This window comes from Rhodococcus ruitaii (genome assembly GCF_055230935.1).
Map to the genome: position 1 here is coordinate 72,805 of NZ_JBUYWC010000009.1, position 25,858 is coordinate 98,662.

The following is a 25,858-nucleotide window of genomic DNA, read 5'->3' on the forward strand; positions in this document are numbered from 1 at the left end:
GCACAGGCCGAGCGAACCGGGAGCCCCGATGCGCAGCTACTACCCATGCGAGCAGATTCGCGCGGCGGAGGCGCCGCTCCTGGCGGCCCTCCCCGAGGGCACGCTGATGCGCCGGGCGTCGTACGGGCTTGCGCGGGTGGTCGCCGAGGAGCTCCGCACGCGCACCGGTGCCATCGCGGGCCGGACGGTGACGGTGCTCGTGGGTTCCGGCGACAACGGCGGCGACGCCCTGTGGGCCGGCGCGTTCCTGCGTCGGCGAGGGGTCGCGGTGACGGCACTGTTGCTCGCCCCGGATCGCACGCATCCCGCGGGCCTCGCAGCGCTGCGCGCTGCCGGAGGTCGAACGGAATCGGCGGCACCCGAGCATCTCGGCGATCCCGACCTCGTGCTCGACGGCATCGTCGGAATCTCCGGCCGCGGGCCGTTGCGTCCGGCAGCAGCAGCGCTTGTCGACGCGACCACCGCACCGATCGTCGCGGTCGACACCCCGAGTGGTGTGGACCCCGACACCGGCACGGTCGACGGGCCGGCCGTGACCGCAGCTCTCACGGTCACGTTCGGGGCCCGGAAGCCCGTGCATGTCCTTGCACCTGCCCGATGCGGTCGTGTGGAACTGATCGACATCGGTCTCGATCTCCCCCCGGCCGACCTGGTATCGGCGGAGCCCGCCGAGCTGGGCGCGATCTGGCCGGTGCCCGAGGCCGACGACGACAAGTACAGCCAGGGCGTGGTCGGCATCGTGGCGGGCAGTGCACAGTATCCGGGTGCCGGCGTGCTGTGCACGGGAGCCGCGGTGACCGCGACCTCCGGCATGGTGCGCTATGCCGGTAGTGCGGCAGGAGAGGTGCTTGCGCGCTATCCGGAGGTCGTCGCGGCCCCGGCATTCGATGCTGCAGGCAGGGCGCAGGCGTGGGTGATCGGGCCCGGTGGCGGCACCGGTGCGCAGGCTGAGGACACGTTGCGCGACGTTCTGGCGACCGAACTACCGGTCCTCGTCGACGCCGATGGCCTGACTCTCCTCGCCCACAACCCGGGGCTCGTGCGGGGTCGTTCCGCGCCGACCCTGCTGACCCCGCACGCCGGGGAATTCACGCGGCTCACCGGCCGAGACCCACAGCCGGACCGGGTCGCTGCCGTCCGCTCCCTCGCCGCGGACTGGCAGGTACACGTGTTGCTCAAGGGCCGCGCGACGCTCATCGCCCGACCCGACGGGCACACTTTCGTGAACGACGCCGGTGGCTCGTGGGCGTCGACAGCGGGAGCCGGGGACCTCCTGGCCGGGATCGTGGGCGCGTTGATGTCGTCGGGTATGCCGATCGACCTGGCTGCCGCGGCGGGTGCACGCGCCCACGCGCTGGCCGCGAATCTCGCAGCGCGCGGTGAGAATGCCGCATCCGCACCGGTATCGGCAAGTGCGATCGCCGAGCATCTCCGCAGTGCAATACGAATTCTGCGGACCCACGCATCCGAATCGTGATCGGACACACCCGGGCTCCTCGACGGCGGCGATCGGCGCGGTGGCAGGATCAATCCATGTGACCGCCCTCCAACGCACACCCTCCATCGGCCGCCGATCGCTTCCCCAAGCGGAAGCCCTCATCGATCTGGACGCGGTCGGGTACAACGTCAGGCGCCTTCGGGACTACGCGGGCGATGCAGCGGTCATGGCGGTGGTCAAGGCCGACGGTTACAACCACGGTGCCGTCCCCGTCGCCCGCGCCGCGCTCGCGGCCGGCGCACACGAACTCGGGGTCACCACGCTCGCCGAGGGGCTCGAGCTGCGTGCCGCCGGAATCGATGCGCCCGTCCTGTCGTGGCTGCACACGGTCGACGCCGACTACGCACCCGCGATCGCCGCCGGAATCGAACTCGGTGTATCGTCGCCGCGGCACCTCGCGGCCATCGTCGCGGCGGCGGAGACCATCGGTGAAACCGCCGTCATCACCGCCAAGGTCGACACCGGGCTCAATCGTAACGGTGTGGCACCCGACGAATGGCCGGAGTTCGTGCGGGACGCTGCCCGCGCGCAGGCCGCCGGAGCAGTGCGGCTGCGCGGACTCTTCTCGCACCTTGCCCACGGCGACGAACTCGGCCACCCCGAGATCGATTCACAACGGGACAGGCTCCACCAGGCCGCCGATGACCTCCGGCGCGCATCACTGCCTCCCGAGATCGTTCACCTGGCGAATTCTGCAGCCACCGTCACCCGCCCTGACCTGCGATTCGACATGGTTCGGCCCGGAATTGCGATATACGGGCTGACACCGATTCCCGAGCAAGGCGATTTCGGTTTCCGGCCGGTGATGACACTGCGAACGAGGGTGGCGTTGGTGAAGAAGGTTTCCGCGGGTTCGGGAGTGTCGTACGGGCACCGCTGGGTCGCTCCCGCCGACACCACCGTGGCGCTTCTGCCGATGGGATATGCCGACGGAATCCGCCGCAATCTCAGTGGCCGGATCGAGGTTCTGCTCGGCGGCGACAGACGCCCTCAGCTGGGCCGCGTGTGCATGGACCAGGTTGTGGTGGATCTCGGTCCGGACGGTGGGGGAGTACAGGAGGGCGACGAAGCGTTGTTCTTCGGAGACGGACGTCTCGGAGAGCCCGGGGCCCAGGACTGGGCCGAGCTCCTGGACACGATCAACTACGAGATCGTGACCGGGGTCGGTGGCCGAACCGTCCGCACCTATGTAGGTGGTGAAGGAGGCGAGTTGCGATGACGCTGATGGGTCGAATGGGTCTGCTGGGCGCGAGCCTGGTGACGCTCGCATCATCCGCAGGGCTGCACGCCGTGCGGAGCGCTGGGATGCCTGCCCACGAGATGTACCGGGGTGAGGATTTCGACGCTGTTCTGCGGCTGCCCGAGCGGACCGTCATGACCGACGACGGCGTCCCCCTCGTCGTGCGCGAATCCGGATCGTCACGCGCTCCGCTGACCGTGGTCTTCGTTCACGGCTACTGCCTGCGTATGCAGTCGTGGCACCTGCAGTATCGGCACGTGCTCGAACGGTGGGGCGGCGATGTCCGGATGGTGTTCTACGACCAGCGCGGCCATGGCGAATCCGGCATGCCCGACCCGAAGTCGTGCACCATTGCTCAACTCGGACGCGACCTCGGCCGGGTCATCGACGAGACCACACCCGGCGGGCCGGTTGTGGTGGTCGGCCATTCGATGGGTGGGATGACGACGATTGCGCTCGCGTCGCAGCGTCCCGATCTGTTCGAATCCCGGATCGTGGGTGCGGGGTTGCTCGCGACCACGGCAGCGGGTCTGAACAAGAATGGGCTCGGCCGCAACCTCGAAAACCCTGTGATCGACGCCTTCCGATTCACCGCCCGCACCGCGCCCGGATTCGTGCAGTTGGCACGGGGTATGGCGCGTGCGGTGGTCACCCCGATTCTGCGTGCGGCGTCGTACGGGACGGTGGTGAGCCCAAGCCTCGTCGAGTTGTCCGACCGGATGCTCGACGAGACCTCGGTACTGACGATCGTGAACTTCCTGCGCACCCTCGAACTGCACGACGAATCCGCCGCGATTCCCGTGCTCAGTTCGGTACCGTCGCTCGTGCTCTGCGGCGACGCCGACATGGTGATCCCGTTCCCGAGCTCGGAGAAGCTTGCCCAGGAGCTCCCGGGGGCCGAACTCAAACGGGTCCGCGGCGGAGGACATCTCGTGCAATTCGAGTTCCCGGAAGTCGTCAACCGTGCGATCGACCGGCTGATCCAGCGGGGTTTCGCGCATGACGTCTCGACCAGGCGTGCCGCAATTGTCTGACTCCGCCCACCACATCGAATTGCCGACCGTCGAGGACACCGAGGCGTTCGGTCGGCGTCTGGCCCGCGGCCTTCGCGCGGGTGATCTCGTGGTACTCGACGGTCCGCTCGGCGCCGGCAAGACGGCGTTGACGAGGGGGCTCGCAGCCGGTCTCGGGGTACAGGGCCGCGTGACGTCGCCGACATTCGTCATTGCCCGCGAACACCGGCCCGGCCGGCGTGAGGGAGCGCCGGCGGTGGGGCTGGTCCATGTCGATGCGTACCGGCTGGGCGACGGCCCGAACGCCCTCGACGAACTCGATGCACTCGACCTCGATACCGACCTCGGCGCGGCCGTCGTGGTGGTCGAGTGGGGCGGAGGGCTCGTCGAGAAGCTCACCGACCGGCACCTGCGGGTGCGGTTGCGACGTGATCCCGAGTCCGATGTGCGTCGGGCGGACTGGGCCTGGGTGGGCTGACGGAACTGACGGGTGGAGGTCCTGGGCGGACTGTGCACCGGGTATTCTGGTGAATCGTGCTTGTGCTCGCCGTCGATACCTCAACACCTGTCGTGACCTCGGGTCTCGTCCGGCTCGGCAGCGAGCGAGACGCAGCCCACATCTCCACGGTCGCCGTTCGCCTGACCGACAACCCCCGTGCTCACGCGGAAATCCTGACCCCACAGATCCTCGAATGCCTCGATGAGGCCGAATGCATCCCGGCCGACCTCGACGGGATCGTCGTGGGTGTCGGGCCCGGACCGTTCACCGGTCTGCGAGTCGGCATGGTCACCGCTGCGGCATTCGGCGATGCTCTAGGAATTCCCGTCCACGGTGTGTGCAGCCTCGATGCGATTGCGGCGGATGTGCACCGTGAAGCCCCCGATGACAGCGAACTGCTCGTGGTGACCGACGCACGGCGTCGTGAAGTGTACTTCGCTCGGTATGCCGGATCCCGGGGGCGTGTCGAGGGGCCCGACGTCCGCAAGCCCGCGGAGGTACCGTCCGCATCGTCGCGCCGTGTCGCAGGATCGGCCGAGCACGCCGCCCTGTTCGAGCTCCCCGCGGTGTCCGTGCACTCGCCGTCGCCCGCAGGCCTGGTTGCCGCGGCCTCGGCAGCTCTACGCGCAGGCACACCCCCAGACCCGCTGGTACCGCTGTACCTGCGCCGGCCCGATGCTGTCCCGACAGCGGACCGTCGTCGATGAGTGTGCTCGTCGACGCACTCCGCGGTGACGACGCGGGCAGGTGTGCAGAACTCGAAACGCTACTGTTCCCCGGAGACGGCCCGTGGAGCGCCGATGCGTTCCGCTCGGAACTCGCATCGCCCCACAATCACTATGTTGCTGCACGCGACGGGTCGGGGGCTCTCGTGGGCTACGCCGGGTTGGCACGGCTCGGCACCGGAATCGATCCGGAGTCCGAGGTGCACACGATCGGTGTCGACCCGGGCGCGCGGCGCCGTGGGATCGGTGGGGCGCTACTGGCAGATCTGCTGCGTGTCGCGGATCGGTGGGGTGGTCCGGTGTTCCTCGAGGTCCGCACCGACAACGACGCGGCGATCGCGCTGTATCGGCGTGAGGGCTTCGAGGTTGTGGGGACGAGGAAGCGTTACTACCAGCCGAGTGGGGCCGATGCATACACCATGCGCCGTCCGGATCGGCGAGAGGAGCCACGACAGTGACCGGACCGATCGTGATGGGGATCGAGAGCTCATGCGACGAGACGGGCGTGGGTATCGTGCGCTTCGTCGGTGACGGCACGCTCGAGCTTCTCGCCGACGAGGTGGCCTCGAGTGTCGATGAGCACGCCCGTTTCGGCGGCGTGGTTCCCGAGATCGCATCCCGGGCGCACCTGGAGGCGATGGTGCCCACGATGCAGCGGGCGCTGTCCGCGGCCGGTATCGCCAGGCCCGACGCGCTGTGCGTGACGATCGGCCCGGGATTGGCGGGTGCGCTCCTCGTCGGCGTCGCGGCAGCCAAGGCATATGCGGCGGCGTGGAACATTCCCTTCTACGCCATCAACCACCTCGCCGGCCACGTCGCCGTCGACACGCTCGAACACGGACCGATGCCGCCGTGCGTCGCGCTGCTAGTCTCGGGTGGGCACACCCATCTGCTGCATGTCGAGGATTTGAGCAAGCCGATTGTCGAACTCGGCACCACCATCGACGATGCGGCGGGGGAAGCATTCGACAAAGTCGCACGACTGCTCGGACTCGGTTATCCCGGCGGCCCGGAAGTCGACCGGCTCGCACGAGAAGGAGATCGGACCGCCGTGATGTTCCCTCGCGGTATGACCGGTCCGCGAGATGCCCGCAACGACTTCTCGTTCTCGGGGCTCAAGACCGCGGTGGCGCGGTTCGTCGAAGCGAAGGAGCGTGCCGGTGAGCCGGTGCCGGTTGCCGATGTCGCTGCCGGCTTTCAGGAAGCCGTGGCAGACGTGCTCACGATGAAGGCGGTGCGGGCGGCTCGTGACGTCGGCGTCGACACGCTGGTGCTCGGCGGGGGTGCGACGGCGAACACGCGATTGCGTGAGCTCGCGCAGGAGCGGTGTGCGGAAGCCGGCATGACCCTGCGTGTACCTCGACCGCGGTTGTGCACCGACAACGGGGTGATGATCGCAGCTCTGGGCGCGCATCTCATCGCGGGTGGAGCGACCCCGTCGTCCCTGTCGGTGGGGACAGATCCGGGGCTGTCGGTATCGGTGTCGCAGGTGCCGGTCTGATTCTCCGACAACCTGGCTCCCTGGCAAACCTGATTCTCTGGCAACGCAGGTTCTCGGGCGTACCGGTCGTCGTGTTCTCGCCGGTCGTCGTGTCCTAGCCGGTCGTGGTGTTCTCGCCGGTCGTCGTGGAGGTAACCGTGTGTGTCGGATCCTCACTGGTGCTGCTCTCGGTGGCTGACCGTCCCTCGACGGTGGGCGTCGTCGGCGCGCCCAGCCCGGGCGATGTACTCAGTGCTGGATCGGACGGCTCCGATGTGATGCCCGACGTGGGTTCCGGCTCGGTTGTGTTCGTCGGGTCGGTCGGAGTGGTGGGCTCGGTTGTGTCTGTTGGATCGGTCGGAGTCGTCGGTTCGGTGGGTTCGGTCGGTTCGGTGGGTTCGGTGGGTTCGGTGGGTTCGGTCGGTTCGGTGGGTTCCGTGGGTTCGGTCGGTTCGGTGGGTTCGGTGGGTTCGGTGGGTTCGGTGGGCTCCGTGGGTTCCGTGGGTTCCGTGGATTCCGACGGGTCCGTCGGGGTCGGTCGCGGTGACGTCGTCGAGCCAGGGTCGTGCCACTTGTCGGTGGTCTTGTCGGGTACCGCCTCGAGCGTCTGCACCTGATCGATCGGCGTCGGCGTGGCAGTGGGGTATCCCTCGGACACCGGGACATCGGTCTGTGGAACGGTCGACGGGGGCGGCGTCGGAAGTGGCGCTCCGTCGAGAAGTCCGTCGGTGGTCTGTGTCGGTGACAGCGACGGATCGGGATCGGACGACGGGATGTCGGTCTCCTCCGGATACGGCGGCTGCGACGAGTCTTCCGTGACGACGACACCATTGGTTCCAGCAGGGGACACCGGTGTGCTGGCGGATCGGTCGGTGAACTTGTCGGTGGCAAACCCCGCAACGACGGCTGCGAGTACGAGTGCCGCCGCCACAGCGCCGGACATGCGTGCTCCGGTGGATGTGGAGGAAGCGCTCGAGGAACCGACGACGTCGTATCCGCCGAAGTGTGTTGAACCTGACAGATGCGCGGCGCCCTGGGCGGCAGCGGACGCCGGTTCCGGGACGGTGATGACGTGGCCGTCGAAACTGTCGGTGACAGCGGTCGCCAGGGCCGGAACTGCTGCGGTACCGCCTACGAGGGCAAGCATGCGGGGACGCGGCAATGAGTGGGTCGTGACTTGGCGGGTGAACGCGGCGGCGGAATCGGAGAGCTCGGCCGCGAGCACCGCGAGATCGGCGCGTGTCAAGGTGACCGACGCATCGGGTCCGGCTTCGGCGATGTCGATGCGGGTGCGCTCGGAGGTCGTGAGTACTTCCTGGGCGCCCTGGCAGCGCGCTTTCAGCAGCGCGTGATCGACCTGCATGTGCGTTCGCATGCGGCTGGTGGCGGTGTGGACGTGATCGTAGATCACAGTGCCGACTGCATTGCCACTGACGTCCTCTGTCCGCGCAGATCGCAGTACAGTGCCGGATTCTTGGTCGAGGACCGAGACGGTGGTGCCGGACGCGCCCATGTCTGCGATGGCGACCGCGCCGGGCTCGCTGCGCACTCCGACGGTACGCAGGTACGCAAGAAGGGCGGTTGTCTCCGGAACGAGGCGTACGAGTCGTCCGCGGCGCTCCGCGGCGGTGCGGATGGCCTCTGCTTGCCCTTCGGTGCGGTAGGCGACGGTAATGGCATCGGGGACCGGCTGATCCACGACCTGGGTGGTCATCAAAGAAACTGCATCGAAGACGAGGTCGCCGATATCACGGTGGTGACCGGAATCGACCGCCAGCCTGCGGTACTCGGATGTGAGTCCGGTGGCAGTGTCGACGAGCAGGGCGGCGCCGACGCCGGAGGCGCCGACGGAGATCCCTAGCGACGTTGGCATTGTTCACCTCTCGTGCATGACTGGTGACCCCTGCGGCCCGGTTCGCTCGCCGTCGTGGTCACCGAATGGTCACGCTCTCGGTTTCCGTTATTGAACCGTAACATGTGGGCCGGTCGGTTCGCTTTGCGCGTGTCAGCACCCGCAGCCCTTGAGCGCTGGCACTCGCATGTATAGAGTGCTAGTGACACCGAGCGTCGGACCGGCACCCGCGACGACGGAACTACGCGAGGGGTCACTCTGGTGACTGAACAAGACCGAGTTCGAGGACGACGAGAGCCTCGGACCCAAGTACCCCTGAAAGTGGAGGGCTCATCGTGGCGAGCGTGAACATCAAGCCGCTCGAGGACAAGATCCTCGTCCAGGCCAACGAGGCCGAGACGACGACTGCCTCCGGCCTGGTCATTCCTGATACGGCGAAGGAGAAGCCCCAGGAGGGCACCGTCGTCGCTGTCGGCCCCGGCCGCTGGGACGAGGATGGCGACAAGCGCATCCCGCTCGACGTCAAGGAAGGCGACGTCGTCATCTACAGCAAGTACGGCGGAACCGAGATCAAGTACGCCGGCGAGGAATACCTGATCCTGTCGGCCCGCGACGTTCTGGCTGTCGTCGCAAAGTAGGCCGCAACAGTTCCGCCCCGGAGTTCCGTAACGGACCCGGGGCGGAGTCTGTCGGGGACCATCCGAACCCAGGAGTAGTCGGAGAACATGTCCAAGCAAATCGAGTTCAACGAAACCGCGCGCCGTGCGCTCGAGCGCGGCGTCGACCAGCTCGCCGACGCCGTCAAGGTCACCCTCGGCCCCCGTGGGCGGCATGTGGTGCTCGCCAAGGCGTTCGGCGGCCCCACGGTGACCAACGACGGCGTGAGCATCGCCCGCGAGATCGAACTGGAAGACCCGTTCGAGAACCTCGGTGCCCAGCTCGTCAAGAGTGTTGCCACCAAGACCAACGACGTCGCGGGCGACGGCACGACCACTGCCACGGTCCTCGCGCAGGCACTGGTCAAGGCCGGCCTGAAGAACATTGCCGCGGGTGCCAACCCCATCGCGCTCGGCGTCGGTATCTCCCAGGCGGCCGAGAAGGTCTCCGAGGCGCTTCTCGCTGCCGCTACCCCCGTCGAGGGAAAGAAGGCGATCGCTCAGGTCGCCACGGTGTCCTCGCGTGACGCAGAGATCGGCGCGATGGTGGGCGAAGCGCTCACCGTCGTCGGCGAGAACGGTGTGGTCACGGTCGAAGAATCGTCGACGCTGAGCACCGACCTCGTCGTCACCGAAGGTGTCCAGTTCGACAAGGGCTACCTGTCGCCGTACTTCATCACCGATGTCGACGCTCAGGAAGCAGTCCTCGAGGATGCCCTCGTGCTGCTGTACCGCGAGAAGATCAGCTCGCTGCCGGACTTCCTTCCGTTGCTCGAGAAGATCGCCGAATCGGGCAAGCCGGTGTTGCTCATCGCAGAGGACATCGAGGGTGAACCGCTCTCGACTCTGGTGATCAACTCCATCCGCAAGACGCTCAAGGCCGCCGCGGTGAAGGCCCCGTTCTTCGGTGACCGTCGCAAGGCGTTCCTCGACGACCTCGCGGTCGTGACCGCCGGTACGGTGATCAACTCCGACATCGGTCTGTCGTTGAAGGAAGCCGGACTCGACCTGCTCGGTTCTGCTCGCCGTGTCGTGGTGACCAAGGACGACACCACGATCGTCGACGGCGCAGGCTCGGCCGAGGATATCGAGAACCGCGCAGCTCAGCTGCGTCGCGAGATCGAGAACACCGATTCCGATTGGGATCGGGAGAAGCTCGAGGAGCGGCTCGCCAAGCTTGCGGGTGGAATCGCTGTCATCCAGGTCGGCGCTGCTACCGAGACCGAGCTGAAGGAACGCAAGTTCCGCGTCGAGGATGCCGTCAACGCTGCGAAGGCTGCCATCGAGGAGGGCATCGTGCCCGGCGGTGGTTCTGCACTGGTGCAGGCGTCGCTGGCGCTCGCCGAGCTCGAGGACTCGCTGTCCGGCGACGAGGCCACCGGTGTCGCGGTGTTGCGCACCGCTCTCACTGCACCGCTGTACTGGATCGCTACGAACGCAGGGCTCGATGGTGCTGTCGTGGTGGACAAGGTTGCCGAGGCGACCGCCGGGCATGGCTTCAACGCAGCCACGCTCACATACGGCGATCTGATCGCCGATGGTGTCGTCGACCCGGTCAAGGTGACCCGTTCCGCGGTCGTCAACGCTGCTTCTGTGGCACGAATGGTTCTGACCACGGAGAGCGCCGTCGTGGACAAGCCCGAGCCGGTCGAGGACGACGGCCACGGGCACGGCCACGCCCACTAGGTAGCCCGGCGTCCTCGGTCCGCTCCGAGGAGTCACGATGCGCGAAGCCCCGCACGGATTTCTCCGTGCGGGGCTTCGGCACATCGTGACCTCGGGGCCGTCCATTGCGGTGCCCGCTGTCAGCCCCGCAGCGGGTGCGGGGGACCTGCGTCGGTTGCACCGCAATCTTGCACGGCGGTCATACCGCAATCTTGCACGGCGGTCATACCGCAATCTTGCGGCGATGGTGACGCGTGTACAGCTCACGTTCGCTCTCTGACATCCCGCCCCAGATGCCGTACGGCTCCGCGACACGGAGCGCGTGCTCGCGGCATTGAACGAGCACGGGGCAGCTCTGGCACATTTCCTTGGCGCGATTCTCGCGCTGGCTGCGGGCGCGCCCACGCTCGCCGTCCGGATGGAAGAACACGGAGGAGTCCGCGCCTCGGCACTTGCCATGCATCTGCCAGTCCCAGAGATCGGCGTTCGGGCCGGGCAGGGTGTGAGGTGCGGGCATGTGCACTCCTTTGCAGCGTGCTCACCTGGACAGGTGAGCGGACCATCGTTCGGAAAGGCGTCTTCCCGAGCCGGACCCCAGAAATTGTCCGGCTCTCTTACCGTAAAAGTGGTATCGATTATTCGTCAATGCCTTCGATCAGTGGTGAAGTCCATAACGAAAATGCGAAGAATTAACGTCGGAAATATTTACATTGGTCCGCGATCATGGTTGTAGTGGGAGTGGTCCGATGGGCCCGGTCGTTGTCACCGCGCTACGATTGTGCATGGATAAGGCGTTTGACCTGGTGATATGTGCGACATGCGGAGTGGGTTGGGTTGTGGTACTCGCCCGGAGGTCTCGTGATTTACATTCAGTGAACGTACATACACCACGTATGTAATTCAGGTTTTGTTCAACTGGATGTCGGTTTCACGACCGGGAAATCGTCGGAATTCCAATCCTTGAGAATTGTTGCGCTCTCGGTGCGAAATCCTGGAATTGGGGGAATGGAAAACTTTGCAGTGCCAGTGCAATGATTCTCCGTATGTCGATCCTCAGCAACTCGGAATCCGAAATCGATGCGGCGCCTCCGGGCGCCGTTTCGCCGTTGCGGGCCGCGGCCTTCGGTGCGAACCCTGCTCATGTGCCCTCCGGGATCGCATCAACGTTCGAAGGGCGCTGGTTGCGTGCGGTCGCACTCGGCGGTCAGGGCAGATACAGCGCCGCGCGCGCAGAACTTGCACTGGTGAAACGGTCGGGTTCGCGGGGGGTGTGGGTATCGCTCGCGGAGAGCACCGAAGCATCGTTGCTGCGGCAACTCGGGTGGCACCGTGCTGCCGCAGTGCACGACGGTCGTGCACTGGCCGCCGTCGCAGGAATGGGTGCCGGTACCCACAGTTCCGAGCTGGGAGTGCGCCTCGCCGAGGCACGCTGCGACGCGCTGACCGGACTGGCGGCCGATGCGCTCGGACGCGGGCGGCTTGCGCAAGCGCGCCGGTTACTCGAGCGGTGCGCTGAGCTACTGCGGTGTGCCGGGGTTCTTGCCGGGTCTCGGGCGGCAGATGACGACTGGCATGGCCACGACGGGCTGCTGCGTCAGCAGATCCGATTGTCCTGGGTCACGGCGGAGACCGCCCTGGCGGCTGGAGATTTCGACAGTGCGCGTGTGTGTGCGGCACGGGCTGCGGCCGATTCCGATGCACTCGGGTCGGTTCGCCACCAGGTGAAGTCCGACCTTCTCCGGGCTGCCGCACTCACCGATGCGGCAAACCCGACTCCGGTGCTCGGATTTGCGACCGAAGTGTGTGATCGGGCTGCCGTCCACGGCCTGATTCCCTTGAGGTGGGCTGCGTCGATGTTGCTCGTCGGTCTGGGCGCGGGTGCCGATGCCGAGCGTGTGCGTGACGAATGTGCCGCGACTGTGGAGCGTGGCGGCGGCCACTTTGCAACGATCCGACCCTAGTTCGGTGCCCGCACGCGATGGCTCGTCATGGGGGGTCGTTACTCTGGAGGGGTTCCACTGCCAGGTGGAAGCACGCCCGGCTGGGGGACCGTGCCACTTGTAACGCCAGGACTTGCGCATTCGATGACTGTTATGGGTGAGGAGTTGGGCCCCGCCGTTGCTGCGGCTGCGCAGGGCGATCGGGCTGCTCTCGCTCGAGTACTTGCAAGTATTCGGCCCCTCGTCGTCCGGTATTGCCGGGCGCGGGTCGGATCTGCCGAGCGCGGACAGCTTTCGGCAGACGATGTGGCGCAGGAGGTGTGCCTGGCGGTGATGACGGCGTTGCCCCGTTACCAGGATCAGGGGCGTCCTTTCATGGCCTTCGTGTACGGCATCGCCGCACACAAGGTCGCCGATGCGCACCGCAACTCTGCACGCAACCGTGCGGATCCGGTAGCCGATGTACCCGAGGTGATGTCGCTCGACGACAGTCCCGAGGAACACGCGTTGAACTCCGAAGCGAGCCGACAGATGAAGGATCTGCTCGGCACGCTGCCCGAGAAGCAACGCGAGATCCTCATCATGCGTCTGGTCATGGGACTGTCCGCCGAAGAGACGGCGTCTGCACTCGGCAGTACTGCAGGTGCGATCCGGGTGGCCCAGCACCGGGCCATCGCGAAACTCAAGAAGGAAGTGACGAGAGCAGGTGAGAGGAATGGGTAGGAGGCGCGGCGCGGGGCACGGCATATCCGACGATTTTCCCGACGACGGCACCCCCGTGGACATCGCGGCGGTGCGGCGCGATGATGCCCTCATCGATGCGATCTCGGGCGACGGTCCAGTAGAGACCCAGTCGACCGAGGAATACGAACTCGCCACCATGCTCGCAGGATGGCGAGCGGAGATCCTGGCGGATCCGCTCCCGGCCGGCCCCGACTTCGACGAGGTCGTCGCTGCCGTCAATCGCGAAGTCGGCGCCCGAGAGGCCCTGGCGGCGCAACCGCCCAGCCGTTCCGGCGGGCAGCGGTCGAAAGGGCAGCTTCGACTCATTCGCCCTCTTGCCGGTGCTGCTGCCCTCATCGCCGCTGCCATCGGCGGTGCTGCCACCGTCTCGTACAGCGCGGAACCGGGAGACGCGCTCTGGGGCGTCAAGGAAGTCGTGTTCAGTGCACAGGCCGAGTCGACCATGGCGAGGATCGATACCAGTTCGACCCTGCAGCAGGCCGAGGAACTGATCGCCGAAGGCGAGACGGAGGCCGCGACCGAGCTGCTCCGATCGGCAGAGGTCCGATCGTCGGAGGTCCGGGATGCGGGTCAGCGCAACGAACTCGACGATTGGTTGCAGCGGCTCACTGAAGAGATGAACCGTATCGTACCGACGCTGCCGGTGCCGCCGCCCATTGCCGGCGTGCCATTGCCCCCCGGCCCTCAGGCCGGGGTGGCCCCGCCGCCGGTGCAGCCGACCACCCCGGGTGTACCGCAGCCGTCGGCGCCTGTCGAGCCCACGACGAATCCGGAGCCCAGCGTCGATCCGACGGTCCTGAACGTGCCCACATCGCCGGTCGAGACGACCTCACCTTCGGTACCGCCCGGCACCGGAACGCCCAGCCCGGATGGTTCGACAGGTACCACCCAACCCGCTCCGACGACCACGGTGTCCGCGCCGGAACCGAGTACATCGACGGGGTCCGGGTCCGGTACGCAGGAATCGAGCACAGCGCAGTCTTCGTCCGCCGACCTGAACATCGATCAGACGCCGTCCGGTGGCGCCTGACGTCTAGAGCGCCGATGTCCGGAACAGGCTATGTCCCGAACAGTTCTATATCCGGAACACACCGGAAGGCCCGGCAGCGCACGCTGCCGGGCCTTCGGTCGGTGTGCTCCCGGCCGTCAGGAATCCAGGCCGTACGGATCGACCGGTAGCGCCTCATTCATCGACGCGTCCGCGTAGCCGCGGCAGTAATCCCAGGTGACGTATGCGTCGGGGGACGGATCGAATGCGGGTTCATGTGGGCGGACGGTGCCGTCGACGAGCAACTGGAGCAGGTTCGCCCGGAGCATGTCCCAATCGTGGTAGTGCTCTTGATGGCAATCTTCGCAGCACACGACGAGGCCGAGGACTCCGCGCGGAGCCAGCAACGCCTCGTACACCGCGAGGTCGGCAAGATCCTCTTCGACCGCGAGTCGTTCGGCAGGGTCCAAGGGCTGACCCGGCTCGATCGCGTCCAAGGCGGCGGACGGATCGTCGGGATCTCCTGCAAACGGATCCGGCGGCAGACCGGGGGGCAACTGATCACGCACGCCACCACGGTACGCAGTTCGAGGGGGTCCGCGCCAGCCGTCGAGCAGGGACACGCCGACGAACCGGGTGGATCAGGGAGATCTCGAGCACGCCGACACGGGTAGCGGCGAGGCGCGCCGTTGCCAACAGATACCATGGACTTCGACGGCTTCGCCGCAAGTGACGTTGCTGTTCACCCAAATCCCACTGCCGGACGGCACGTCCGTCCGCACCCATCGATCATCACGGAGGGTCCGAACCGCATGAGTAGTACCGGAGGGCATGTGCACACCGGCGGTGACGACCCGAACAAGGTCGCGATGCTCGGTCTGACCTTCGACGATGTGCTGCTGCTGCCCGCGGCGTCGGACATCGTCCCCAGCAAGGTCGACACCTCGAGTCGCCTCACCCGCGAGATCCGGCTTCGGATCCCGCTGGTCAGTTCCGCCATGGACACAGTCACCGAATCGCGCATGGCCATTGCCATGGCGCGGGCAGGCGGTATGGGAGTCCTGCACCGAAACATGCCTGCGGAGACGCAGGCCGCGCAGGTCGAGACCGTCAAGCGCTCGGAGGCGGGCATGGTCACCGATCCGGTGACCTGCAAGCCCTCCGACACGCTCGCCGAGGTCGACGCGAAGTGTGCGCGTTTCCGGATCTCGGGCCTGCCGGTTACCGATGATGCAGGCCAGCTCGTCGGCATCATCACCAACCGCGATATGCGGTTCGAGGTGGATCAGAGCCGCCCGGTTGCCGAGGTGATGACCAGGGCGCCGCTCGTCACCGCGAGTGAAGGCGTGACCGCGGAGGCCGCACTCGGCCTCCTGCGCCGCCACAAGATCGAGAAACTGCCGATCGTCGACGGGCAGGGCAAGCTCACCGGTCTGATCACGGTCAAGGACTTCGTCAAGACCGAGCAGCACCCCGACGCAACGAAGGATCGAGACGGACGGCTCCTCGTCGGTGCCGCCGTCGGTGTCGGCGATGAGGCATGGGCGCGTGCGATGACACTTGCCGACGCCGGGGTCGACGTGCTCGTGGTCGACAGCGCGCACGGGCACTCCGCCGGAGTGTTGTCCATGATCTCGAAGCTCAAGGGCGAGGTCGGCGACCGCGTCCAGATCATCGGCGGCAACGTTGCCACCCGTGAAGGTGCCACCGCGCTCATCGAGGCCGGCGTGGACGCGGTCAAGGTCGGCGTCGGGCCCGGATCGATCTGCACGACCCGCGTCGTCGCAGGTGTCGGTGCCCCGCAGATCACGGCGATCCTCGAAGCCACTGCTGCTGCCAACGCACTCGGTGTTCCTGTGATCGCCGATGGTGGTCTGCAGTTCTCGGGCGATGTCGCGAAGGCGCTCGCTGCCGGCGCATCCACCGCAATGCTGGGCTCGCTCCTCGCCGGTACCGCCGAATCGCCGGGAGAACTGATTCTCGTCAACGGTAAGCAGTTCAAGAGCTACCGCGGGATGGGTTCGCTCGGCGCCATGCAGAGCCGCGGCGAGGCCAAGTCGTATTCCAAGGACCGCTACTTCCAGGACGACGTCCTGTCGGAAGACAAGCTGGTTCCGGAAGGCATCGAAGGCCGGGTCCCGTTCCGCGGACCACTGCAGCAGGTCACCCACCAGCTCATCGGTGGTCTGCGCGCCGCGATGGGATACACCGGGGCCTCGAGCATCGAAGAATTGCAGCGCGCCCAGTTCGTGCAGATCACCGCTGCGGGGCTCAAGGAGAGTCATCCGCACGACATCACGATCACTGCGGAGGCACCGAACTACGCTGCCCGTTAGGTTCGGTGCGTTCGCCGTAGGTTCCGTCTCGGTCGACGGGACAACCGCATTCTCACGAGAAAGGGGCGCGCGTGCGCGACCTCGTTGAAATCGGCATGGGCAGGACTGCCCGCCGCACGTACGAGCTGGACGATGTGGACATCGTGCCGTCCCGTCGTACCCGTTCGTCGAAAGAGGTGTCGACGGCGTGGCAGCTCGATGCCTATCGGTTCGACATTCCCGTGCTCGCGCACCCGACCGACGCGCTCGTGTCGCCGGCGTTCGCCGTGGAACTCGGCAAAGCCGGCGGACTCGGGGTGATCAACGGTGAGGGACTGTGGGGACGGCACGCCGATGTCGACGCCGTGATCGCCCGTCTCGTCGACATCGCCGAGACCGATCCGGACCCGAGCGCAGCCATTGCGTACCTGCAGGAACTGCACGCAGCGCCGCTGCAGGCCGATCTGCTGGCCGCAGCCGTCGCGCAGGTCCGCGACTCGGGGGTCACCACCGCCGTGCGCGTGAGCCCGCAGAACGCCCGGACGTTGACGCCGGAGCTGATCAAGGCGGGTATCGACCTCCTGGTCGTGAACGGCACGATCATCTCCGCCGAACACGTGGCGCACGGCGAGAGTGAACCGCTCAACCTGAAGACGTTCATCTCGGAACTCGATGTGCCGGTGGTGGCGGGTGGCGTGAGCGATCATCGTACGGCTCTGCACCTGATGCGCACGGGTGCCGCGGGCGTCATCGTCGGTTTCGGGTCGACGCACGGTGCCACTACCACGAGCGCATCGCTCGGGATCGGTGTCCCGATGGCCACCGCGATCGCGGATGCCGCTGCGGCTCGTCGCGACTACCTGGACGAGACCGGTGGCCGGTACGTCCACGTCATCGCCGACGGTGACATCGAGACCTCCGGCGACCTCGCGAAGGCGATCGCGTGCGGCGCCGATGCTGCAGTGCTGGGTGCGCCGCTCGCCATCGCCGCGGAGGCGCCGGGTCGCGGGTGGTACTGGCCGTCTGCAGCCGCGCATCCGTCTCTTCCGCGTGGCACCGCGCTCCAGGTCGCCTTCGACGAGCGGCCGAGCCTCGGGCGTGTGCTGAGCGGTCCGTCCGACGATCCGTACGGTTCGCTCAACTTCGTCGGTGGTCTGCGACGGGCGATGGCGAAGTCGGGATACTCGGATCTCAAGGAATTCCAGAAGGTCGGGTTGACGGTGCGCGCCTGACCGAACCCGTCTCCACGTTGTGGCCGGATGTGGCACTGTGCGCGTTGTGGCGCAGGTGTCGTATCCGGCCACTTCTGCCTGCGAGGACCGTGTTTCTGCAACTGTCCGTAACAGTGAGGATGCCCTTGTGTGCGCGGTCACAGATGGGGCATGCATACTGACCGGTAACAACTCAGGTTCGGTGGAGGTGCTCCAATGGGTGGACAGCGGGTCGCAGACTACGATGTTCTGATCGTCGGGTCGGGTTTCGGTGGCAGTGTCACCGCGCTGCGGCTGGTGGAAAAGGGATACAAGGTCGGCATTCTCGAGGCCGGTCGTCGATACGCCGATGCCGATTTCGCCACAACCAGCTGGGATCTGAAGCGATTCCTCTGGGCACCGAAGCTCGGGTGCTTCGGTATTCAGCGGGTACATCTCCTGCGCGACTGCCTGATCCTCGCCGGGGCGGGTGTCGGCGGTGGATCGCTCAACTACGCCAACACGCTCTACAAGCCGACTGCTGCGTTCTTCCAGGACCAGCAGTGGGCGGACATCACCGACTGGCACGACGAACTGAGTCCGTTCTACGACCAGGCGCGACGCATGCTGGGCGTGGTCCAGTACCACCGGATGACCGCGGCCGACAAGGTGATCAAGGAGGTCGCCGACGACATGGGTGTGGGCGACACGTTCGTCCAGACACCGGTGGGTGTGTACTTCGGTGAACCCGGGAGGACCGTCCCGGACCCGTACTTCGGGGGCGCCGGCCCGGACCGTGCGGGCTGCATCGAATGCGGCGAATGCATGACGGGGTGTCGCCACGGAGCGAAGAACACCCTGATCAAGAACTACCTCGGGCTCGCCGAGAGCGCGGGCGCGGACATCCTGCCCATGACCACGGTGACCGATCTGAGCGAAGACGCCGACGGCACGTGGACGGTGCACACCGAACGCACCGGGGCGTTGGTGCGCAAAGGTAAGCAGACCTTCACCGCATCACACGTCGTGCTTGCCGCCGGAACCTGGGGCACGCAGCACCTGCTGCACCACCTCAAGGACACGGGGGCGCTGCCGAAACTGTCCGACCGTCTCGGCGAACTCACCCGCACCAACTCCGAGTCCATCGTCGGCGCGGGCAAACTGAAGGTCGATCCCCAGATGGACCTCACCGACGGTGTCGCGATCACGTCGTCGTTCCACCCCACCCCGGACACCCACATCGAACCCGTCCGGTACGGCAAGGGTTCCAACGCCATGGGTCTGTTGCAGACGTTGATGACCGACGGCGACGGTCCGGTGCCCCGCTGGGTGAAGTTCCTCGGACAGGTCGCCAAGAACCCCGCCAAGATGCTGCGGATGCTCTCGGTGAAGGACTGGAGCGAGCGGACCATCATCGCCCTGGTGATGCAGAACCTCGACAACTCCATCACCACCTACACCAAGAAGGGCGCGTTCGGGCGACGCACAGTGACCAGCAAGCAGGGCCACGGCGAACCGAACCCGACGTGGATCCCGGCCGGGAACGAGGCGACGCGCCGGATGGCAGAGAAGATCGACGGTATCGCCGGCGGCACGTGGGGCGAGATCTTCGACATCCCGCTCACCGCGCACTTCCTCGGCGGCGCGGTCATCGGAACCGATCGGGCGCACGGTGTCATCGACCCGTACCACCGGGTGTACGGCTACCCGACACTGAGTGTGGTCGATGGCGCCGCCATCTCCGCGAATCTCGGGGTCAACCCGTCGCTGACCATCGCTGCGCAGGCGGAGCGCGCAGCGTCGCTGTGGCCGAACAAGGGCGAACAGGATCTGCGTCCCGCACAGGGCGAGTCGTACAGTCGGCTCCAACCGGTCGCGCCGAAGAATCCCGTCGTCCCGGAGGGCGCGCCCGGCGCGCTGTCCCTGCCGATCGTCGAGATCACCGGCGGGTCGGGAGCCGCCTGAGCGCCGACATATGTGATCGAGGTGGGGCCGCCTAGACTGTTCGGGTGTCGCAAACCCAGCAGCCCCGACCTGTACTCGTCGTCGATTTCGGAGCCCAGTACGCACAGCTGATCGCACGACGCGTGCGCGAGGCGAATGTCTATTCGGAAGTTGTCCCGCACACCACGAGCATCGAAGAGATCGCGGCCGAGGAACCTCTCGCGGTGATCCTGTCCGGTGGCCCCTCGAGCGTGTACGAGGACGGTGCCCCGAAACTCGACCCGAAACTGTTCGACCTGGATATTCCGGTGTTCGGGATCTGCTACGGCTTCCAAGCCATGTCGGCCGCGCTCGGCGGCACGGTCGCGCACACCGGAGCCCGTGAGTACGGCCGCACCGACCTGTCGGTGTCCGGCGGTGTGCTGCACGACGGTCTGCCCGCGACACAGCCGGTGTGGATGAGCCACGGTGACGGGGTGACTGTGGCACCCGAAGGATTCGAGGTGACCGCCACCAGCGCAGGGGCACCCGTCGCCGCGTTCGAGGATCGTGCACGTCGCCTCGCCGGCGTCCAATACCACCCCGAGGTGCTGCATTCGCCGCACGGCCAGCAGGTCCTGAGCCGGTTCCTGCACGAGATCGCGGGTGTCCCCGCTGAATGGACGGCCGCCAACATCGCGGAATCGCTCATCGAGCAGGTGCGTGAGCAGGTCGGCGACGGCCGCGCGATCTGCGGGCTGTCCGGCGGTGTCGATTCCGCGGTGGCAGCCGCGCTCGTGCAACGCGCCATCGGCGACCGGTTGACCTGTGTGTTCGTCGATCACGGTTTGATGCGTGAGGGCGAGCGGCAGCAGGTCGAACGCGATTTCGTCGCAGCGACCGGTGCCCGGCTCGTCACCGTCGATGCATCCGAGACGTTCCTGAGCGAACTGTCCGGCGTCACCGACCCCGAGAGCAAGCGAAAGATCATCGGCCGCGAGTTCATTCGCAGCTTCGAAGGCGCGGTGTCCGAGGTACTCGGCGAGGGCGCATCGAAGGGCGAGAAGGTCGAATTCCTCGTGCAGGGCACCCTGTACCCCGACGTCGTCGAGTCCGGCGGCGGATCCGGAACCGCGAACATCAAGAGCCACCACAACGTCGGCGGACTCCCCGAAGACCTGCAGTTCGCGCTCGTCGAGCCGCTGCGCCTGCTGTTCAAGGACGAGGTGCGTGCGGTGGGTCGTCAACTCGGTCTGCCCGAGGAGATCGTGGGCCGTCAGCCGTTCCCCGGGCCGGGACTCGGTATCCGCATCATCGGTGAGGTCACCCGCGAGCGCCTCGAGATCTTGCGGCACGCCGATTCGATCGCCCGCGAGGAACTGACGTCGGCGGGCCTGGACGGCCAGATCTGGCAGTGCCCGGTGGTGCTGCTTGCCGACGTGCGCAGCGTCGGTGTCCAGGGCGACGGTCGCACCTACGGTCACCCGATCGTGCTGCGTCCGGTATCGAGCGAGGACGCCATGACCGCCGACTGGACGCGACTGCCCTACGAAACCCTCGAGCGAATCTCCACGCGCATCACCAATGAGGTGGCCGACGTCAACCGCGTGGTGCTCGATGTGACGAGCAAACCGCCGGGAACCATCGAGTGGGAGTGACGGCACTGTCCGTGTCGTGAGAAACGCCTGTGTCCCGGACCGTCACGGTCCGGGACGCAGGCGTTGTCGTTCCAGTGATGGTTCTGTCGTTTCAGTGATGGTTCTTCCGGCGCCCCGGCATCAGCACGAGGATCGCGCCGATGATGATGGCGGCTCCGACGAGTATCCACCCCATGTCGAGTGTGGCGAGGAAATCGAGGGAGAACGGGCCGATGAGTGCCCATCCGCTGACCACCAGCGCTGCGAGCGCCGACAGCAGCAGCAGGATGGAGGGCCCGCGTCGTGCTCGGGAACAAGTTGTTCCGGCGTCGTCCGCTCCGGTATCGAATGTGTCGAAGTCAGCCACGACGCACCTCCGTGTTTCCCATAACTGTGTCGATGTCGATGGACAGGACCGGTCCTCCCGGGCCGTCGGCCCCACCGTCGAATCCCTGCATGGTGCACGGAGACGCGGCGGTCGAGTTGCACGTGATGTCGATGTCCAGGTTCTCGGGCAGGAAGATCTGTGAGTCGCCGAGTCGGGTATAGACCGAGATCTCGTGGTCCTGCGTCAGGTCGAGGTTCCTCAGATCGAGCTGGAGGTCTCCGAGTTGCACGGAGTATTCCGAGTCCAACTCGGCGGCGGTCAGGGGTGCGAAACGTTGTTCGCCCGACGACTGGATGTCGAGCGGTCCGACCAGTGATCCCAGGACCACGAAGCCCATCAGCGGGCCCGTCACCACCAGGAGACCGTATCCGCGGTGCAGGAATGCGCCGAGCAGTAGTCCCAGACCGATCACCGCGAGAGCGATCGCTCCTATCCGCGCCGGGGTGAGCCACTCGATGTCGGTGGAGACAGCGACCGTCCCGGCGGCTGCTGCGGCAAGCACCGCAAACCCGAGAATCATCGTCGTCAGACGCGACCGCTGTTTCTTCTCGACGGGAACAGGCGAGTGGGTCGGTGCCGGTTCGGGAAGGTCCCACGCGAACGGCGCGACACCGAGTGGATCCCAGGCGGGAGGTGCGGCGCTGCTGGGGAACGACTGTTCCTGCGCCTGGGGGGTGCGGTCCGAGTCGGGTGCATCCTTCGACAACGAGACGGGGTTGTCATCCCCAGGGGTGTCGTTCTGGGGGTTGTCGTTCTGGAGGGTGTCGTTGCCGTGGCTGTCGGTCGCAGCACCGGTGTCGTCGACCCGCGCGGTCGTGGCGTCGGCGGTGAACGGGGACTGGGACGGCTGGGTGAACGTCGGCTCGGTGAACGGTGTCTGGCCGAACGGTGCCTGGAACTGTTGACCGTACGGCTGCGGCGGGAACATGTTGCGGTGGAACGAGTACCCGTTGGCCGGCGGCGGCAGGGTGGGAGGTACGGGACGACGTTGGTGCAGCAACCACCAGCCGCCGAGCATCAGCACCATGCTGATGAAACCGGATCCACCGGAGCCGACACCGACCGGGCCGACTGCGCTCACGGCGATGGCGAGTGCGACGAGAAGCACGATCACCTTGCTGCTCGAGTCGGAGCCGTGTCCGCGGCCGACGAGCGATTCGATGGCCGAGACCTGGTCGCCGTGCCGGGTGAAGAGCACCCACGCCGCCAGGTACAGCACGATGCCGGCACCACCGAAGAGCGCTGACACGACGAACGCTATCCGTACCAGCACCGGGTCGATGCCGTACCGCACACCGATACCTGCGCACACACCGGCGACGTGTCCCTGCTCGGGCAACCGCACAGGGCGGGTGCGCCACATATCTGTGAGTTGTTCTGGGAAGGTTCGCGTGGTCATGGCATCCATCCTGTCGGCCGAGGTCGTTCCGCACATCAGGGGCGAACCCTGATTTCGTGGTCCTGGCGGGAGGCCCGACCTCAGGGTCGTTCCCCGATGCCGCGGACCGGCACGCCGTGTCAGTATCGATGTGTGGACCTTGTATCCGGATTACCCGTGCCCGTCGGCCGCCTCCAGCGGAGGGTCGGCGGTCGAGTCGTCGGTGGGGTCGCGGGCGGACTCGCCGACCATCTCGACATCGACGTCACCAAGGTACGTGTTGCGTTCACGGTGCTTGCCGCCCTCGGTGGGCTGGGTGTCGTCGCCTACGGGCTGCTGTGGATATTCGTTCCGCCCGGAGCGGACACGGATCGGCCTTCCGGAACCGAACGGCGTCGCGCCGTGGGACTTGCGGTCATGGGTATCGCACTCGCCATCGGATTGTCATGGCTGTTCAGCGGAGGCGCGGCCTCGGCCATTGCGCCGATCGTCGTCGTGTCGGTGGGGGCCGCCCTCATCTGGCGGGAATTCGATGCCGAAGGTCCCCGCTCGGTGTTCGGTCTGCCTGCCAAACCGACCGTACTCACGTGGGCGCGAGTCCTCGGAGGGCTCACCCTCGTGGTCACCGGTCTCGGCGTGGTGGTCCTCGCTCAGGTGGACGTCGAGGCGTTGCGGTCGTCGTTGCTTGCCGTCATCGTCACTTTGGTGGGGGCTGCGCTGCTGTCCGTGCCGTTGTGGATTCGTATGTGGCGGGCGCTGGAGACCGAGCGTGCGGCGCGGGTCCGCACCGAGGAGCGCGACGAGATCGCCTCGCACCTACACGATTCGGTGTTGCAGACGTTGGCGCTGATCCAGAAACAGGCGAACAGTCCGCAGGAGGTCGTGCGGCTTGCGCGCAGTCAGGAACGCGAACTGCGGCGTTGGCTCTTCGGAGGCGACGAAACTCCCCGCACGTCTCTGGCGGAAGCATTGCGCACCATCGCCGGGGAAGTGGAAGACCAACGAGGTGTGTCCGTGGCTCCCGTGATCGTCGGTGACGTGGCCCCCGATGACGAGGACGTATCGGCCGAAGCGCTCACCGCGGTCCTCGGTGCCACCCGGGAGGCACTGGTCAACGCTGCGAAGCACGCGCAGGTCGACAACATCGACCTGTTCGCAGAGGTCGAACCTCACGAGATCAGCGTGTTCGTCCGCGATCGCGGTGTCGGCTTCGACCCGGACACCGTACCGGAAGACCGGCAGGGCCTGGCACGATCGATCACCGCCCGCATCGAACGACGCGGCGGGCGCACCGTGGTCAAGACCGCGCTGGGGAAGGGCACGGAGATCCGCATCCACATGCCACGTTCCGGTAGGGGACACGCCGACGAGACGACCCCGCAAGAGGAAGGTGCGGGGGGAACGACCCTAGAGTGGGAGGTGACACAGCCCCACCACGAGGAGCAGCCCCAGTGAGTTCGACCCCGGCGACCCCGTCCGAGATCTCCGAATCGACCCGGCGTTTCCGGGTTTTTCTCGTCGACGACCACGCGGTGTTCAGGTCCGGCGTCCGGGCCGAGCTGGGACGCGAGCAGGACATGGAGATCGTCGGCGAAGCCGGCGGCGTCGCGGAGGCAGTTGCGGGGATCGACTCGATGAAGCCGGATGTGGTGCTGCTCGACGTGCACATGCCCGACGGGGGTGGTGTCGCGGTGCTCGGCCGCATCGATTCGGGTTCGGTGTGCTTGGCGCTGAGCGTGTCCGATGCCGCAGAGGATGTCATTGCGGTGATCAGGGCGGGTGCCCGTGGCTACGTCACCAAGACGATTTCCGGGCCGGATCTCGCCGACGCCGTACGTCGGGTGGCCGGAGGAGACGCGGTGTTCAGCCCTCGGCTTGCGGGGTTCGTGCTGGATTCGTTCACCGGTAGGTCCACCGCACCCGAGCCCCCACTCGACCCGGAACTCGATTCGTTGACACCGCGCGAGCTCGAGGTGCTGCGACTGCTCGCCCGCGGATACACGTACCGTGAAATCGCCGAGGAACTCGTGATCTCGGTGAAGACCGTCGAGACGCACGCGTCGAATGTGCTGCGTAAGACGCAGCAGTCCAACCGCAATGCGCTCACCAGGTGGGCGCATCGGCGGCGTATCGACTGACGCGGCCGGGGGCGCTGTTCAGTGCGTGACGAGCCGTTCGGTGCTCCTCGCCGCGATCGCCCGGGTCACGTTGTCGATACCGGACAGGACCGTGGCACCGTACCCGTCATCGGTGAGTGCATCGACGTAGATCCGTGCCGCGGTGAGGTGTTCGGTGGCGGCACCGAAATCACCCAGGCGACGGTGATCGTCGGCGAGATTGAGATGCAGCGACGGGTAGAACCCGCGGATCTGCAGCGACGCGTGCTCTTGCTGCACCCGGGTGTCGTCGAGAGAGTCGGCGGCCTCGAGCGCGCGGGTGTCCCACATGAGGGATGTTGCGGCATCGTCGTACAGGTCGGCGAGGAAGTGCGCGAGAGTGCATCGGTGCAGAGCGTCGCCGCCGGGTCCGATCTCGTCCCACAGATTTTCGAGGCGGAGTCGTGCGGCGGCGGTGTCGCCGGAACGGCCCGCGGTGACGGCGTCGGTGATGGCGGCCATGGTCGGGTCGGGCGTGGTCATGAGTCTCCTCGGTGCGGTAGCTCTGGGCGAGACGGAGAATGGCACACGGTACCGACAGTATGCGGGGTCGGGTGATCCGACAGTGTGC

The 25,858-nt window shown here is 66.6% G+C and carries 24 protein-coding genes; 18 read left to right on the plus strand and 6 right to left on the minus strand.

Annotated elements, in window-relative coordinates; all coding sequences use genetic code 11:
* Positions 1 to 28 precede the first annotated feature (28 nt).
* The 7 genes from ACZI8W_RS13160 to tsaD are packed head-to-tail and all read left to right on the plus strand — an operon-like array spanning position 29 to position 6,476.
* Positions 29 to 1,477, plus strand: coding sequence for an NAD(P)H-hydrate dehydratase (locus ACZI8W_RS13160; protein WP_463368933.1), 1,449 nt, complete (start codon positions 29 to 31; stop codon positions 1,475 to 1,477).
* 58 nt (positions 1,478 to 1,535) lie between these two features.
* Entirely contained in the window at positions 1,536 to 2,717 is a 1,182-nt protein-coding gene (gene alr, locus ACZI8W_RS13165; protein ID WP_463368934.1) for an alanine racemase, read from the plus strand.
* Entirely contained in the window at positions 2,714 to 3,772 is a 1,059-nt protein-coding gene (locus tag ACZI8W_RS13170; RefSeq protein WP_463368935.1) for an alpha/beta fold hydrolase, read from the plus strand. The genes alr and ACZI8W_RS13170 overlap by 4 nt, the downstream gene beginning before the upstream one ends.
* Positions 3,738 to 4,229, plus strand: coding sequence for a tRNA (adenosine(37)-N6)-threonylcarbamoyltransferase complex ATPase subunit type 1 TsaE (gene tsaE / locus ACZI8W_RS13175; protein ID WP_463368936.1), 492 nt, complete (start codon positions 3,738 to 3,740; stop codon positions 4,227 to 4,229). Before ACZI8W_RS13170 ends, tsaE begins: the two co-directional genes overlap by 35 nt.
* Positions 4,230 to 4,285: 56 nt before the next feature.
* Complete coding sequence (gene tsaB / locus ACZI8W_RS13180) at positions 4,286 to 4,957, plus strand: tRNA (adenosine(37)-N6)-threonylcarbamoyltransferase complex dimerization subunit type 1 TsaB (protein ID WP_463368937.1); 672 nt, start codon at positions 4,286 to 4,288, stop codon at positions 4,955 to 4,957.
* On the plus strand, positions 4,954 to 5,433 hold the full coding sequence (gene rimI, locus ACZI8W_RS13185) for a ribosomal protein S18-alanine N-acetyltransferase (protein ID WP_463368938.1): 480 nt from the start codon (positions 4,954 to 4,956) through the stop codon (positions 5,431 to 5,433). Before tsaB ends, rimI begins: the two co-directional genes overlap by 4 nt.
* A gap of 14 nt (positions 5,434 to 5,447) precedes the next feature.
* A complete protein-coding gene (gene tsaD / locus ACZI8W_RS13190) occupies positions 5,448 to 6,476 on the plus strand; it encodes a tRNA (adenosine(37)-N6)-threonylcarbamoyltransferase complex transferase subunit TsaD (RefSeq protein ID WP_463369119.1) in 1,029 nt (342 codons plus the stop codon).
* A 94-nt stretch (positions 6,477 to 6,570) separates the two neighbouring features.
* On the opposite strand, the gene ACZI8W_RS13195 is transcribed toward tsaD, so the two are convergent.
* The gene (locus ACZI8W_RS13195) at positions 6,571 to 8,328 is read right to left on the minus strand and encodes an Hsp70 family protein (RefSeq protein WP_463368939.1); all 1,758 of its coding nucleotides are present in this window, start codon (positions 8,326 to 8,328) and stop codon (positions 6,571 to 6,573) included.
* Positions 8,329 to 8,642: 314 nt separating this feature from the next.
* Here ACZI8W_RS13195 and groES point away from each other — a divergent pair, with 314 nt between their 5' ends.
* Together groES and groL are read left to right on the plus strand one after the other, a co-directional pair.
* Entirely contained in the window at positions 8,643 to 8,945 is a 303-nt protein-coding gene (gene groES, locus ACZI8W_RS13200) for a co-chaperone GroES (protein ID WP_006550071.1), read from the plus strand.
* 87 nt (positions 8,946 to 9,032) lie between these two features.
* A complete protein-coding gene (gene groL, locus ACZI8W_RS13205) occupies positions 9,033 to 10,649 on the plus strand; it encodes a chaperonin GroEL (protein ID WP_463368940.1) in 1,617 nt (538 codons plus the stop codon).
* A gap of 202 nt (positions 10,650 to 10,851) precedes the next feature.
* Here the strand turns inward: groL and ACZI8W_RS13210 are convergent, their stop codons facing one another.
* Entirely contained in the window at positions 10,852 to 11,145 is a 294-nt protein-coding gene (locus tag ACZI8W_RS13210) for a WhiB family transcriptional regulator (RefSeq protein ID WP_463368941.1), read from the minus strand.
* A 526-nt stretch (positions 11,146 to 11,671) separates the two neighbouring features.
* Between ACZI8W_RS13210 and ACZI8W_RS13215 the strand changes: the two genes are divergently transcribed.
* The 3 genes from ACZI8W_RS13215 to ACZI8W_RS13225 all read left to right on the plus strand — a co-directional run bounded on the left by ACZI8W_RS13215 (position 11,672) and on the right by ACZI8W_RS13225 (position 14,342).
* Positions 11,672 to 12,589: a hypothetical protein gene (locus ACZI8W_RS13215; RefSeq protein ID WP_463368942.1), complete on the plus strand. Its 918-nt coding sequence runs from the start codon at positions 11,672 to 11,674 to the stop codon at positions 12,587 to 12,589.
* Positions 12,590 to 12,712: 123 nt separating this feature from the next.
* Positions 12,713 to 13,291: a sigma-70 family RNA polymerase sigma factor gene (locus ACZI8W_RS13220; protein WP_463368943.1), complete on the plus strand. Its 579-nt coding sequence runs from the start codon at positions 12,713 to 12,715 to the stop codon at positions 13,289 to 13,291.
* Positions 13,284 to 14,342 carry an anti-sigma-D factor RsdA gene (locus tag ACZI8W_RS13225; protein WP_463368945.1) on the plus strand — a complete coding sequence of 353 codons (1,059 nt, stop codon included), beginning with the start codon at positions 13,284 to 13,286 and terminating at the stop codon, positions 14,340 to 14,342. Before ACZI8W_RS13220 ends, ACZI8W_RS13225 begins: the two co-directional genes overlap by 8 nt.
* Positions 14,343 to 14,458: 116 nt before the next feature.
* Here the strand turns inward: ACZI8W_RS13225 and ACZI8W_RS13230 are convergent, their stop codons facing one another.
* Positions 14,459 to 14,869: a DUF5319 domain-containing protein gene (locus ACZI8W_RS13230; RefSeq protein ID WP_463368946.1), complete on the minus strand. Its 411-nt coding sequence runs from the start codon at positions 14,867 to 14,869 to the stop codon at positions 14,459 to 14,461.
* A 243-nt stretch (positions 14,870 to 15,112) separates the two neighbouring features.
* On the opposite strand from ACZI8W_RS13230, the gene guaB reads away from it, so the two are divergent.
* The 4 genes from guaB (at position 15,113) to guaA (ending at position 21,386) form a co-directional block, all read left to right on the plus strand.
* Complete coding sequence (guaB, locus tag ACZI8W_RS13235) at positions 15,113 to 16,636, plus strand: IMP dehydrogenase (RefSeq protein ID WP_463368947.1); 1,524 nt, start codon at positions 15,113 to 15,115, stop codon at positions 16,634 to 16,636.
* A gap of 71 nt (positions 16,637 to 16,707) precedes the next feature.
* Positions 16,708 to 17,847: a GuaB3 family IMP dehydrogenase-related protein gene (locus ACZI8W_RS13240; RefSeq protein WP_463368948.1), complete on the plus strand. Its 1,140-nt coding sequence runs from the start codon at positions 16,708 to 16,710 to the stop codon at positions 17,845 to 17,847.
* 195 nt (positions 17,848 to 18,042) lie between these two features.
* Positions 18,043 to 19,770 carry an FAD-dependent oxidoreductase gene (locus ACZI8W_RS13245; RefSeq protein ID WP_463368949.1) on the plus strand — a complete coding sequence of 576 codons (1,728 nt, stop codon included), beginning with the start codon at positions 18,043 to 18,045 and terminating at the stop codon, positions 19,768 to 19,770.
* Between the two features lie 44 nt (positions 19,771 to 19,814).
* Positions 19,815 to 21,386 carry a glutamine-hydrolyzing GMP synthase gene (guaA, locus tag ACZI8W_RS13250; RefSeq protein ID WP_463368950.1) on the plus strand — a complete coding sequence of 524 codons (1,572 nt, stop codon included), beginning with the start codon at positions 19,815 to 19,817 and terminating at the stop codon, positions 21,384 to 21,386.
* Positions 21,387 to 21,477: 91 nt separating this feature from the next.
* On the opposite strand, the gene ACZI8W_RS13255 is transcribed toward guaA, so the two are convergent.
* Both ACZI8W_RS13255 and ACZI8W_RS13260 read right to left on the minus strand, forming a co-directional pair.
* Positions 21,478 to 21,732, minus strand: coding sequence for a hypothetical protein (locus ACZI8W_RS13255; protein WP_463368951.1), 255 nt, complete (start codon positions 21,730 to 21,732; stop codon positions 21,478 to 21,480).
* On the minus strand, positions 21,725 to 23,152 hold the full coding sequence (locus ACZI8W_RS13260; protein ID WP_463368952.1) for a PspC domain-containing protein: 1,428 nt from the start codon (positions 23,150 to 23,152) through the stop codon (positions 21,725 to 21,727). Before ACZI8W_RS13260 ends, ACZI8W_RS13255 begins: the two co-directional genes overlap by 8 nt.
* Before the next feature lie 96 nt (positions 23,153 to 23,248).
* Here ACZI8W_RS13260 and ACZI8W_RS13265 point away from each other — a divergent pair, with 96 nt between their 5' ends.
* Positions 23,249 to 24,586 carry an ATP-binding protein gene (locus tag ACZI8W_RS13265; RefSeq protein WP_463368953.1) on the plus strand — a complete coding sequence of 446 codons (1,338 nt, stop codon included), beginning with the start codon at positions 23,249 to 23,251 and terminating at the stop codon, positions 24,584 to 24,586.
* Complete coding sequence (locus tag ACZI8W_RS13270) at positions 24,583 to 25,269, plus strand: response regulator (protein WP_463368954.1); 687 nt, start codon at positions 24,583 to 24,585, stop codon at positions 25,267 to 25,269. The genes ACZI8W_RS13265 and ACZI8W_RS13270 overlap by 4 nt, the downstream gene beginning before the upstream one ends.
* Before the next feature lie 18 nt (positions 25,270 to 25,287).
* Here ACZI8W_RS13270 and ACZI8W_RS13275 read toward each other — a convergent pair whose 3' ends face one another.
* Positions 25,288 to 25,770 (minus strand): KH domain-containing protein, encoded by a 483-nt coding sequence (locus ACZI8W_RS13275; protein ID WP_463368955.1) that lies wholly within the window; start codon positions 25,768 to 25,770, stop codon positions 25,288 to 25,290.
* Positions 25,771 to 25,858: the final 88 nt, after the last annotated feature.